Below are 13,696 nucleotides of genomic sequence, written 5' to 3' on the forward strand. Positions count from 1 at the left end.
GCAAAAAAAGAGGGCCAGTCCCTCAGGACTGAACCCTCTCCATAACCACATTGCTATATCTTGAACGCCCGTATCAATGCACGTTCGTCGCTTCAGCTTCAGCTTCAGCCTCAGTCTCAGCATCAGTTTCAGCTTTATCTTCAGCTGCAGCCTCGGCCAGTTTGCGCATGCGTTCGCGATCGCGTTCCAGGATTGGCTTCAGATATTTGCCTGTATACGACCGCTCATTCTCGACCAGTTCTTCAGGCGTGCCGGTGCCGATCACCGTTCCCCCGTTATGACCGCCCTCCGGTCCCAGATCGATGATGTAATCGGCGGTCTTGATCACGTCGAGGTTATGCTCGATGACGAGCACGGTATCCCCGTTCTCCACCAACCGGTGCAGAACATTCAACAGGCGGTTCACATCCTCAAAATGCAGCCCCGTCGTCGGTTCATCCAGGATGTAGAAGGTCTTGCCCGTGCTGCGCCGGTACAACTCCGCGGCCAGCTTGACGCGCTGCGCCTCGCCTCCCGACATCGTCGTGGACGACTGACCCAGCTTCATGTAGCCAAGACCGACATCATACAAGGTCTGCAGCTTGCGATGAATGCGCGGGATATTCTTGAAGAATTCCACCGCATCCTCGACGGTCATATTCAGAACATCGGCGATGTTCTTGCCCTTGTAGCGAACTTCCAGCGTCTCGCGGTTGTACCTCAAGCCTTTGCATACTTCGCAAGGAACATAGACATCGGGCAGGAAATGCATCTCAATCTTGATGATCCCGTCACCCTTGCACGCTTCGCATCGTCCGCCGCGGACATTGAAGCTGAAACGGCCCTTCTTGTAACCGCGGATCTTCGCTTCATTGGCGGACGCGAAGACATCGCGGATATCATCGAATACTCCGGTATAAGTGGCAGGGTTAGAGCGCGGTGTGCGGCCGATCGGCGACTGATCGATATCAACGACCTTATCAAGATGTTCCAATCCCTTGATCTCCTTGAATTGGCCCGGTTTCTGCTTGGCGCGGTTTAATTCCTTGGCCAGCGCCTTATAGAGAATCTCATTGACCAAGGTACTCTTGCCGGAGCCGGACACCCCGGTTACACATACGAACACGCCGAGCGGAATCTTCACGTTGATGTTCTTGAGGTTGTTCTCCTTCGCACCGCGGATCTCGATCCATTTGCCGTTCGGCTTCCTCCGCTTTTCCGGCAGCGGAATGAACTTGCGTCCGCTGAGGTAGGCCGCCGTCAGCGAAGTGGGATGCGCCATCACCTCCTGCGGCGTCCCCTGTGCGACGACTTCCCCGCCGTGGATGCCCGCCCCGGGTCCAATGTCGATCAGATAATCCGCAGCCAGCATCGTATCCTCGTCATGCTCTACGACGATCAGCGTATTGCCCAGATCGCGCATATCCTCCAATGCTCGGATCAACCGTTCATTGTCCCGCTGATGCAGACCGATGCTCGGTTCATCCAAGATATAGAGCACGCCCATCAAGCTGGAACCGATCTGCGTTGCGAGCCGAATCCGCTGGGCTTCCCCGCCGGATAACGTCCCCGCCGAACGGCTGAGCGTCAGGTAGTTCAGACCGACGTTATTCAGGAACCCTAAGCGTGAACGGATCTCCTTCAAGATCTGGTTCGCGATCATGGCCTCTTTGTCATTCAGCTGCAGATTGTTGAAGAACCGGTCCGCTTCCTCAATCGACAAATCCGTCACATGGGCGATGTTATACCCATTGATCGTAACGGCGAGAACCTCAGGTCTGAGCCGCTTGCCCTTACAAGCCTCACAAGGGCTTGTGCTCATATATTGTTCGATATACTCGCGGATGCTGTCCGAAGGCGATTCGCGATAGCGCCGCTCTAAATTATTGATGATTCCTTCGAAGGGAACCTCCGCCTCACGGGAGCGGCCGAATTCATTCTCATATCGGAAAGTGATCTTCTCGCCCTTCGAACCGTAGAGGATGATGTTCATCTGCTCCTTCGTCAGTTCGCTGACCGGCACATCCGTCGGAATGTTGAAATGACGGCAGGCCGAAGCGAGCAGCTGCGGATAATAGGTCGATGTACTGCCCGCCCAAGCTTCGAAGGCACCATCCTCGATCGAGCGCGAGGGATCCGGGACAAGCAGGTCGGGGTCGACGACCATCTTGCTGCCCAAGCCGTCGCATGACGGACAAGCACCGTAGGGACTGTTAAAGGAAAACATCCGCGGCGAAAGCTCCTCCATGCTGAATCCGCACTCCGGGCAGGAGAGGTTCGCGTTGAACATCAGTTCTTCCTCACCGATGACATCGATCAGCACGCGTCCGCCGCCCAGCTTCAACGCCTGTTCCAGGGAATCCGTCAGCCGCGACTGGATATCTTCCTTTATCACGATACGGTCCACTACAACCTCGATCGAGTGCTTCTTGTTCTTGTCGAGTTTGATCGGTTCGCCGAGATCCATAAGCTCGCCGTTCACCCGCACACGGACATATCCCTGCTTGTGAATATCCTCCAGGAGTTTCACGTGTTCACCCTTACGCCCAGATACGACAGGAGCCAGGATCTGCATGCGTGTCCGCTCCGGATATTCCATCAGCCGGTCCACCATCTGGTCAACGGTCTGCGACGTGATCTCGATGCCGTGCACTGGACAGTGCGGCCGGCCGATCCGTGCGAACAGCAAGCGCAGGTAATCGTAGATCTCCGTGACGGTGCCGACGGTCGAGCGGGGGTTGCGGCTCGTCGTCTTCTGGTCAATGGAGATCGCCGGCGACAACCCCTCGATCGAATCGACATCCGGCTTATCCATCTGACCGAGGAATTGCCGGGCATACGCCGACAGGGACTCGACATAACGCCGTTGTCCCTCTGCATAGATCGTATCGAAGGCAAGTGAAGACTTGCCGGAACCGCTGATGCCTGTCACGACGATCAACTTGTCGCGGGGAATCGTTAAGTTGATATTCTTCAGATTATGGGCCCTTGCCCCTTTGATTACGATATGGTCTCTTGCCAAGCCGAACATCCTTTCTATATCGCCTAATCAGCGCCTATCTTTGCCAACCCATATATATCAGCCTATCTATATCAGCCTATCTATACCAGCCTATCTATACCAGCCTATCTATACCAGCCTACCTAAATCAACCTGCCTATACCAACCTATCTAAGTCTAAATATCAACTTATCTATGGCCGTCTAATCAATCAAATCAGTCTAATCAGCCCATCCTGTCTATCCTGTATGCCTATCCCGGGTTTTCATGTGCAATGCCGCTTAGCCGTCCGCGGCCATCTCCCAGCTCGCACGGACGGCTTGCTTATCGTTATTCCTGTGCTTTGAGTTCGAGGATCGCATCCCGCAGTTCAGCTGCACGCTCAAACTGCAGGTGCTTGGCCGCTTCCTTCATCTCTTCTTCCAGGCGTTCGATCAACCGCTGACGATCGCGCTTCGACATCTTCCCCTTGGCGGCTTCGGTGAGATAATCCGCCTTCTCCTCGGCTGCCTTCGTCGCTTCGATGACATCCTGTACTTTCTTGCGAATCGTCTGCGGCGTGATGCCGTACTTCTCATTATGGGCGATCTGGATCCTGCGGCGCCGTGCCGTCTCATCGATCGCCTTCTGCATCGATTCCGTGATCGTGTCCGCATACATGATGACACGGCCGTCGGCGTTCCGCGCGGCGCGTCCGATCGTCTGGATCAGCGAGCGTTCAGCACGGAGGAAGCCTTCCTTGTCTGCGTCCAGTATAGCGACCAGAGATACCTCGGGCAGATCCAGCCCCTCACGCAGCAAGTTGATGCCGACCAGCACATGGAACTCGCCGAGCCGCAGATCGCGCAGGATCGCCATCCGCTCCAGCGTCTTGATATCCGAGTGCAGGTAGCGGACCTTGATGCCGATCTCCTTCATGTAATCGGTCAGGTCCTCGGCCATCTTCTTCGTCAACGTGGTCACCAGGACGCGCTCATCCTTCGCGATGCGGTCGTGGATCTCATTGATCAGATCATCGATCTGTCCCTTCGTCGGCCTTACTTCTACGACAGGATCTAGCAGCCCCGTCGGCCGGATGATCTGTTCGACGATCTGCTCGCTGTGTTCCAATTCATAAGGCCCCGGCGTCGCTGATACATAGATGACTTGATTGATCTTCTGTTCGAATTCATCAAATCGCAGCGGCCGGTTGTCGAGGGCCGATGGCAGGCGGAAGCCGTGTTCTACGAGCACTTCCTTGCGCGCCCGGTCCCCGTTGTACATCGCGCGGATCTGCGGAATCGTCACGTGGGACTCATCGATGATCAGCAGCATATCATCAGGGAAGTAATCGAACAGAGTATAAGGCGTAGCCCCGCGTTCACGGAAGGTCAGAGGTCCGGAGTAGTTCTCGATGCCCGAGCAGAATCCCATCTCCTGCATCATCTCGATATCATAACGCGTCCGCTGCTCTAAGCGCTGAGCTTCGAGCAGTTTGCCCTGACTGCGCAGCTCTTCTAACCGCTCTTCCAGCTCTCGCTCGATATTCTTAAGCGCAACCTTCAACGTTTCTTCCCGCGTTACGAAGTGGGACGCCGGGAAGATCGCCACGTGTTCGCGCAGACCGATGATCTCGCCGGTCAGCACATCGATCTCGGTGATCCGGTCGATCTCATCACCGAACAGTTCAACGCGGATAGCATGCTCATGCGTCGAGACCGGGAAAATCTCGATGGTATCGCCGCGCACGCGGAAGGTCCCGCGCACGAAGTTGATATCATTGCGCTGGTACTGGATATCCACCAGCCGATGCAAGATCTCTTCCCGCGATCTCTCCATACCTACGCGAAGCGAGAGGACCTGTTCGCGGTACTCCAGCGGCGAACCCAAACCGTATATACACGATACGCTGGCCACGATGATGACGTCCCGCCGTTCGAACAGGGCACTCGTGGCGGAGTGGCGCAGTTTATCGATCTCATCATTGATGCTGGAATCCTTCTCTATATACGTATCGGTATGTGGAATATAAGCTTCTGGTTGGTAATAGTCATAGTAACTGACGAAGTATTCTACGGCATTGTTCGGGAAAAATTCCTTAAACTCGCTGCACAGCTGCGCTGCTAGCGTCTTGTTATGCGCGATGACCAGCGTCGGCCGATTCATCCTCGCAATCGTATGAGCGATCGTGAACGTCTTCCCTGTTCCCGTCGCTCCAAGCAGCGTCTGATGCTTCATACCGCGATTCAAGCCTTCGACCAACTGTTCGATCGCCTTCGGCTGATCGCCCTGCGGCTGAAAATCCGAAACCAGTTCGAAGGGTCTGTCGGTAACAACGAATTGACTCATTGTGTTCACTCCAATGGGATGAGAATATTTGTTCCCATGCTGTATTATACTCCTCTTATACCGCCCATGCAATAATATGGCAGAATATGATAACAAAAGAGCGGCACCCCTCAAGTCCGCTCTCCAATAGTCCTGTATGCATCTGTTTGTTCATGATCGTCCAACAATCCCCGCCAAAACCTTCTGCTTCTGCCTAGCAACCCGAGACAGCAAGCGTCATACCATCAACCGGGGAGATTCGCACCGTTATCCCGCGCACGATCCTCCCGTACACCATGATCCTGCGCATGATGATCCTGCACACGTTCCTTCCGCACACCAACATCCCGGGCAGCGGCATGCTGCGCAGCATGATCCGGCACGCGGACATTCGAAGCATCCTCATCCAGTACTCTCAGACGCTTAGTCTGCTGTCCCAGTGATGTGCGGAACCGTCTCAACCGTTCATACTTCTTGGGCACAACGTAAAACTCCGCATCATCATCGGGTGCCAGGATGATGCCTAACTGGTGATGCTCCCCTTCAAAAAGCGCCCGCTGCACAAAACGGTGCTGCCCCTCGAGGTCGATGATCTCCAAGCGGCTGAAGGCCGGATTCAAACGCAGGGCTTGGTGCAGTTCCTCTTTCGTGCGCACCGCTTGGCCGTTCACCTTGTGGATGCACTCCCCTGCCCGGATCCCCAGCTCCTCAGCAGGACTATTCGGCAGGATGCCCAGCACCGTGAGACCGCGGTTCGTGTGCACATAGATCGGACTGCGGTTCTTCTCATCCCAGCGCACATACCAGACTAACAGCTCGTGCAGGAGAATCGTGAGCAGTGCAGCCGGCAGCACCATAATCGGGACCCACTCCGCGGATAGAGCCAGCCCAGTTACCAGCACGCCATACACCAGCAGTTGTCCCGAAGTACGCTTCGCTTTTCGCTGTGGTGTCAGCGATACGGTCATATCCGTAAAACCCAGCATCACGGGCATCGCGAGGAACATCCAGCCGCTCGCCCACATCGTTTCCCCGCCGAAGAAGGGGGTGAGCGGCAGCGGCTGACCGTCCAGCGCGGTCGGCACCAGCAGGAACAGCGGCACGGGCCACAGCCCTTGGAACTGGTAAGAGCCGATCAGCTTGCCCCGCTTGCCTTCGATGAAGACCGGCGTGGCAAGCTGAGCTCCTTGTACGCGGATGAGCAGGGCCTCGACGATATGCATGATCCCGGCCAATGTCAGCAAGGACGGCATGTGCAAGTTCATCAGCGGTTGGATCCAGGGATACCAGTCCGCTCCTTTATCAATCCCCGGAACCCCGTTCAGCACGGTATTGATAACGCCAAGAAGCCCGATCACGTAAGCAAAGCATAAGAACCGCAAACGCAGCCATACGAGCAGCAGCGCGATGACCCACATATAGATCACAGCCAGCGGCTGCAGGGATGCGCCGACGAACGCCATAAGGAGGCTGCCGATGACGCCGCCCAGCAAACCCCAGAGCACAACCTTGATGCCTTCATTGAACATGGAGTGGATGCGGCTGGAGTACAGTCTGCGCTCGAAGAAGATCTGCTTCCGCAGTTGCAGCATCACGATCAGGACACCTAGATAGTAAAAAGGGTTGAGAAGCAAGCTGATCCCAGCTTGCCCCAACCTTTCAAGAAGACTGACGACGAATTCCATATGACAGGTCTCCTTTATGTGTCGATCCCTAAAGTCTGTCTCAAGTACTGCAGTGCCGCTTGCAGCTGCGTGTCATTAGCAGGGTCTTGGATTTGCTGAATCAATGCATCTTCCAGCTTCTCGGCCGTCGCACCATCGACTGCCCCCGTCGCCGGCAGTCCGTGCTCTTGTTGGAACCGTTCGACAGCTTCAGCCGTACCCGCACTGTAATATCCATCCATCCGATCCACGGGATAGCCCAGGGCATTCAGCATCAGCTGCAGGTTTGCCGTTGCCGCGTTGTTCTGATCCCGCTCCAGCACCGTATCCCGCGGTAACGGCGCAGCGTAGAAGTAATCCGGCAGCGGGACAACATGATCGGGTGTCACGCCGGTCTCATGGATGTAATTACCCTGAGGCGTCAACCACTTGGCGATCGTAATCTTCACGTTGCTGCCGTCTTTGAATCCCTTAGTATAGGTGGTCTGAACCGTTCCTTTACCGAAGGTGTTCACCCCGAACAGCTTGGCCCGCCCGTTCTCGCGCAGGGCTGCTGCGAGGATCTCCGATGCGCTGGCACTGCCCTCATTCATCAGGACGGCGAGTGGGATATCCAATCCATCGCCGGAAGCTACCGTTACTTGTTTCTCACCTTCCCGATTCTCGATCTGCACGATCGTCTCGCCCTCCGCAAGCAAGATATCCAGCAGATCGATCACGCTGTACAGATAACCCCCCGGGTTGTCGCGAACATCGATGATCAGCGCCTTCAAGCCTTGCTTCTTCAGCTCTTCTAGTTCCTCTTGGAAACGCTGATCGGAATTCTGCACGAACTGGCGAAGTTCGATCACGCCGATCCCGTCGTCCTCCATACGGGAGTAGACGGTCTCAACATCGATCTCGTCGCGGATGACGATGATCTCCAAGGGCTTCTCATAACCTTCGCGCATGATCTCCAGCTTCGCCTGTGTGCCCTTCGGTCCGCGAATCTTAGCGACGGCTTCACTCAGCGTCAGACCGGAGAGGCTCTCGTTATTCACCGAGAGGATGACATCCTTCGCCATCACCCCGGCCTTCTCCGCCGGCGAATCCTTAATCGCTGCGACGACGGTGACGCGTCCATCGATCATCGTCACCTCCGCGCCGATTCCCGAGAAGGTGCTGTCCACCGCGGCGGAGAACTGTGCCGCCTCCTCCGAATTCATGTAGGTCGTATACGGATCATCCAGGGCAGCCACCATGCCGCGGATCGCGCCGTCGATGAGCGCCTGGCGATCTACGTCTTCATAGAAGGACGTCTCGATCATCTCATAGACAAGCTTTAATTTATCCCAATCGGATTGACTGAACCCTCCGCTTTTGCTGCCATCGTCAAGCGCACTCTGAACGCCAGTTTCACGGTCAGCACGGTTTTCTTGGTTCACATCATTGGACATGGCATGTCGAGAATGGACGAACTCCATATAGGCAACGGTTAGCATGCTGCTGACCGCCATCGCTGCTACGATCATTAACGTAACCGTTCTGCCATGAAACTTTCTCATTGTAATCTACACCACCCGTTCCTGTACCAGTCACTGCATACCTTTGTAGTATATGACTGGTTCATTGGGTTTATTATAACATTTAATTAATGTATGGAGCAGGGTCTACGGCAACTTGATTGATCCGCACTTCAAAATGCAGATGGTTGCCCGTCGAACGCCCGGTGGAACCGACTTCGCCGATCTTCTCGCCGGCTTTGACCTTAGCGCCTTTCTTCGTAGAGATCTTGGACATATGCGCGTACAGCGTCCAAACACTCTGACCTTTCTCATTGTCGCCGTGGTCGATGATGACGTAGTTCCCGTAACCGTTCACCCACTGTGCGGCGAGTACGACGCCGTCCCCGGCAGCCAGGATATCGGTGCCCCCCGGTGCGGCAATATCTATTCCCGAGTGATGGGCACCCTTCTTGCCTGTAATCGGATCGACACGCGGTCCAAAATTGGAAGAGACGCGATATTTCTTAGGCAGCGGATAGGCCAGCTTGCCCGCCTTTGCCCGCAATGCTTGAGCTTTTTTGTTCAATTCGGCTTCCTTCGCCGCCAGCTCCATGACGAGCCGCTCTGCTTCCTCAGAGATATGCTCGTAGTGCTCTTCCTGCGACTGAATGCTGGCGATCTGTACCTCTCTCTGTCTGCGCAGTTCCTCTAATTCAATACGCTTCTTCTCCAGCTCGGCATACATGCCTTCCAGCATCGCCAGATGAGTTGCGATCTCCTGCTGTTTCTCTTCCTTGACGATCTTATCCGCCTTCTGTTCTTCCAGGATCTTCTGATCCTGCTTGACGATGATGTTCAGATAATGCATACGATCCAGGAAGTCCGAGAAACTCGCCGAGTTCATCAGCACTTCCAGATACTTAACCTCGCCTTTCTTGTACATCAGCCGAAGCCGGTCGCGGATCAGCTCGTCCCGCTCCTCGATCCGCTTGTTCACAGCCGCAAGCTGCTCATTCGCATCCATGAGGGCATTTTCCGTATCGAGGATCTGGGATTCCAGCTCCATCATCTCGAGGGAATTCTGTTCCAGATCCGCATTGATCCGGTTCAGATCCCGCAGCGTCTGATTCTTCTCCTGCTGAAGCTTGGAGAGCATGCGCTCTGCCTCTCTCTGTTCGCGAGCCTTTCTGGCGGCTTCTTGCTGAACTCTCTTCAATTCCTGCTGGACCTTCTCATACTCAGAGAGCGCATATCCCGGGGTCGATGTGAAGGTGAGTCCGACCAGCACGGCGATCAATATCATCGGAATGAAAGTCCTCTTCTTCAGCAACGGTAACTCCTCCCTGATCTGATTATCCCGGTATCTTATACCTTCAGGTGCTTGCGCACCGACATGAGCGTCCCTGTGACTCCGATCAATACACCCAAGCCGATCAACAGAGCCGAAAGCGGCACAGCGATATCCTCAAGCGGCCGCAGATTGATCATCGCCATGAAGCTGAGGTTGTCCCGCGGTGAATTCGTAATCCGGTCGTATCCGATGAGCAGCACCGCCAGCGGGATCACGGCGCCGATGAAGCCGACGATTGCGCCTTCGACGAAGAACGGCCAGCGGATGAAGCCGTTGGTGGCACCGACCAGTTTCATGATGCCGATCTCTCTGCGGCGGGCCATGATCGTCAGGCGAATCGTATTCGCGATGAGGAACATCGCTGTAATCGCCAGCCCGACGACGATCACCAGGCCGACGCGGTTGATGAAGTTACTGAGCGCAAACAGATCTTCCACGGTTTCTTCCCCGTAATTCACCTCGTCGATCGGCGGCGGATCGAACAGATCATTCAATCCGTAGATCTTCTCCGCCACCATACCCACCTGCTCCGGCTCCTTCACTTGCACGGTGAAGGCGTGCGGCAGCGGGTTGGTATCGCCTTCGAAGCCTTCCACCCATTCTTCGCCGATCGATTGCTTCAAGATCTCCAGCCCCTCATCCTTATGAACGAAGGTGATCCTGTCCACTTCCGGCATCGAACCGATGCTGTTCTGAATCCGGCTGACCTCTGAATCTTCGATGTCCAGATTCAGATAGACATGAATCTCAACTTGGCTTTCTACATGTTCTGCTATGTAGTTGACATTCGTGGTTAATAGAACGAATACTCCGAGGATAAACAGTGAGATGCCGATTGAGCTGAGTGAGGCGAAGGTCATCCAGCCGTTGCGCAGCATACTGCGGATGCCTTCACGAAGGTGGCGGCCCAAGGTGCTAATCTTCATAGCCGTACTCACCTCGCTGCTCGTCGCGCACGATGACGCCGTTCTCTATGGCGATGACGCGTTTGCGCATCGTGTTCACGATCTCCTTGTTGTGGGTGGCCATGACGATGGTGGTGCCGCGATAGTTAATCTCCTCCAGGAGCCGCATGATCCCCCAAGAGGTATCGGGGTCGAGGTTTCCCGTGGGCTCGTCCGCTACGATGACCGCCGGGTTGTTGACGATCGCACGGGCGATGGCGACGCGCTGCTGCTCCCCGCCGGACAGTTGGGACGGATAGGAATTCTTCTTATCTGCTAAGCCGACAAGTTCCAACACTTCAGCTGTGCGGCGCTTGATCAGCTTCGGCGGCGCTTCGATCACTTCCATCGCAAAGGCGACATTCTCTGCTGCCGTAAGCTTCGGCAGCAAGCGGAAGTCCTGGAAGATGACGCCGATATTCCTGCGCAGATACGGGATCTTGCGCCGTTTGAGCTTAGCCAGGTTGAAATTGTCGACGAATATCTGACCCTTGGTAGGGCGTTCTTCTCTATAAATCAATTTCATAAACGTGGATTTACCTGCACCTGATGGTCCTACAACGTAGACGAATTCATTGGAATCTACCTTGACCGAGATGCCTCGCAAAGCATGTGTACCGTCAGGGTATGTCTTCCAAACGTCTTGCATTTCTATCACAGTATCACATCCTGAACGTTGTTAGCTTTTATAATTTCGACACCTTGCGGCTAATTCCTTTAAGGAAATTGAAAAAACAACATATTCCAACGCAAATTGATCCGTCAGTCGCACATATGACACCAATGTCAGAAGAGGACCTGACTTCAAGCCGATCTCCGGTAGACTGCCCTCGAAAGCTTGCCTTCAAAAGCATGCTTTCGAATGAAATGCCTTCGAGATAGTGACACTTCAATTTCCGCTGTTTCCGGCAATATGCCTTTTTCTCGAAAATAGCAGAACCCAAACTTCCTCTATTGTTGGAAATCGGACGGAAACGGCAAGTTTTTGAGCCTATCTTCAAAAATAGCAGAAATCCGACTTCCCTTAAACCGCATAAAATTAACAATTCCGCGAAATAAGGCGATTTGGCTTCCTTTATTAATCCCTCAGCAGTCCGCCCGTCCCGCATCAGTGCCCGCCGAACCGCAGCCTTGTCACACTTCTGCAATCTGCTGCATATACATATCAACAGCGGCTTTCATCTCGCGGAAGGACACTTAACGCAAGCACACCTGACGCAAGGACGCGGCGCCTACGATATCAGATCCCGAGCAGGGGGCGAACCAGCCATGCAAGCGAAGTTTCAAAGGAACGTCAATCCCGCTTCCCATCGAAGAAGTCTAAAGTGGCTCTGGCTGCTGTTATTTTGTATCCTTCTTACTGTCGGAGCGGCATTCGCAGCCGTTCTTGCCGCCGTCGATCTAGACCGCGTGCCCAAAGGGGTGAATCTCGGAGAATGGGACCTCGGCGGTCTGCGAATCGAAGCCTTCCATGATCATCTGGAAGCCAGGATCGACGCGCTGCTGCATCAGCAGATCATCATCCAGTCGGATATCGATGAGGTGAAGGGCGCTTCTTTCACGCTCAAGGAACTGGGCGCCGCGGTTCAGGCGGACAAGATCCTGACGGATCTTCATGACCTGCAGCAAGGCAGCTGGTTCGAACGCCTGCGCAAACACTGGGCGATGCGCGGCTCCGCTTACTCGTTTCAAGTGGCGGTGGATGAACCGCTGCTCAAGCAAGCCCTCGAGGCCGAGTGGAACATGTTAACGCGGGAACCCGTCCCCGCCCGGCGCCTCATCAATGAACGCGATGAAGTCGTCTACATCCCCGAGGTGAACGCTTATCGCGCGGATCTCAAGCGGCTAAGCAGGGAAGTCCAAGCAGCGATCCTGCTTCACACCGACCTGCCGCTGACGCCGCCCCCGCCGATCCTCCTTGATCTGCCGATCGTGACGATCCGGCCGCCGGTTACTGTCGAGAGCTTGCGCGCTGAGGGCATCGAGCGCAAGATCGCGGAATACACCACATCCTATTCCGGCAGCAGTGCGGGCAGGGTGCATAACATCGAAGCGACGGCTTCCGTCATCAACGGCATGATCTTAGCGCCGGGCGACATCTTCGACTACGAACAGATCGTCGCCGCAACGGAAGTCGAGCACGGCTACCGCGAAGCGCCCGTCATCGTGAACGGCCGGCTGGTCCCCGGCATCGGCGGCGGCATCTGCCAGATCACCTCCACGCTGTACAACGCCCTGCTCAGGACCGATCTGGAGATCGTCGAGCGGCGGAACCATTCCCTCCCCGTCGGCTACGTTCCTCTAGGGCTCGACGCCACGTACGCCACCGGCTGGATTAATTTTAAATTCCGCAATAACACCGATGCCCATCTGCTGATCAAAGCCGAAACGAAGAACCACCAGCTGACCATCAAGCTGTTCGGCAAGATGCCAAGCTCCATCACCTACGAAGTCTCATCGAAAGTCGTCGAGATCGTGCCGCCTCCGGTGAAGGTTGTGGTCAATGCCTCATTGGCGCCGGGGCAAGAGCAGATCATCCAGAAGGGCAAACCCGGCTACATCGTCGAGACGCACCGCAAGGTATATGAACATGGGGAGCTTGTCCGCACCGAATGGATCTCGCGCGACACCTACCGCGCCCAAGAACAGCTGGTCGCCGTAGGACCGGATGGAGCGGAGCGCGATCAAGGCGACGGCGATGGCAGCGGCTCCCTGCCGGACAGCGATGCCGACCCCGATGCACATCCCGACACCGGACCGCATGCAGGCGGTAAAGAAGCGCCGGTCGAAGACGGCATCCAGAGCACATTTTAATGCTTAATAAAAATGCATCGGGCCTGCCAAGCGCACCCCTCGTGCCGCCGACAAACCCGATGCTCGCCAGTTCATAACACACGAACTAATCCTTGCTGTTGCACCCGTATGCATCTGCATGTGTGACGCCGTCATATCGCTGCAGCCCTATG

The 13,696-nt window shown here is 55.3% G+C and carries 8 protein-coding genes; 1 reads left to right on the top strand and 7 read right to left on the bottom strand.

The features are described 5' to 3' along the window. Nucleotides 1-73 precede the first annotated feature (73 nt). The 7 genes from uvrA to ftsE all read right to left on the bottom strand — a co-directional run bounded on the left by uvrA (nt 74) and on the right by ftsE (nt 11,388). Complete coding sequence (uvrA, locus tag PRECH8_RS11955; protein WP_200967340.1) at nt 74-3,001, bottom strand: excinuclease ABC subunit UvrA; 2,928 nt, start codon at nt 2,999-3,001, stop codon at nt 74-76. A gap of 309 nt (nt 3,002-3,310) precedes the next feature. Continuing rightward, entirely contained in the window at nt 3,311-5,308 is a 1,998-nt protein-coding gene (uvrB, locus tag PRECH8_RS11960; RefSeq protein ID WP_200967341.1) for an excinuclease ABC subunit UvrB, read from the bottom strand. Between the two features lie 224 nt (nt 5,309-5,532). Beyond that, nucleotides 5,533-6,972, bottom strand: coding sequence for a PDZ domain-containing protein (locus tag PRECH8_RS11965; RefSeq protein ID WP_200967342.1), 1,440 nt, complete (start codon nt 6,970-6,972; stop codon nt 5,533-5,535). 14 nt (nt 6,973-6,986) lie between these two features. Beyond that, nucleotides 6,987-8,495 (bottom strand): S41 family peptidase, encoded by a 1,509-nt coding sequence (locus PRECH8_RS11970; RefSeq protein ID WP_200967343.1) that lies wholly within the window; start codon nt 8,493-8,495, stop codon nt 6,987-6,989. Between the two features lie 82 nt (nt 8,496-8,577). Beyond that, nucleotides 8,578-9,765 (bottom strand): murein hydrolase activator EnvC family protein, encoded by a 1,188-nt coding sequence (locus PRECH8_RS11975; RefSeq protein WP_200967344.1) that lies wholly within the window; start codon nt 9,763-9,765, stop codon nt 8,578-8,580. A 35-nt stretch (nt 9,766-9,800) separates the two neighbouring features. Next, complete coding sequence (gene ftsX / locus PRECH8_RS11980; RefSeq protein WP_200967345.1) at nt 9,801-10,712, bottom strand: permease-like cell division protein FtsX; 912 nt, start codon at nt 10,710-10,712, stop codon at nt 9,801-9,803. Further along, nucleotides 10,702-11,388 carry a cell division ATP-binding protein FtsE gene (gene ftsE, locus PRECH8_RS11985; RefSeq protein ID WP_200967346.1) on the bottom strand — a complete coding sequence of 229 codons (687 nt, stop codon included), beginning with the start codon at nt 11,386-11,388 and terminating at the stop codon, nt 10,702-10,704. Before ftsE ends, ftsX begins: the two co-directional genes overlap by 11 nt. Before the next feature lie 611 nt (nt 11,389-11,999). Between ftsE and PRECH8_RS11990 the strand changes: the two genes are divergently transcribed. Continuing rightward, a complete protein-coding gene (locus tag PRECH8_RS11990; RefSeq protein ID WP_200967347.1) occupies nt 12,000-13,544 on the top strand; it encodes a VanW family protein in 1,545 nt (514 codons plus the stop codon). Nucleotides 13,545-13,696 lie beyond the last annotated feature (152 nt).

Origin of the sequence: Insulibacter thermoxylanivorax, assembly GCF_015472005.1 — a bacterium.
GTDB lineage: Bacteria > Bacillota > Bacilli > Paenibacillales > DA-C8 > Insulibacter > Insulibacter thermoxylanivorax.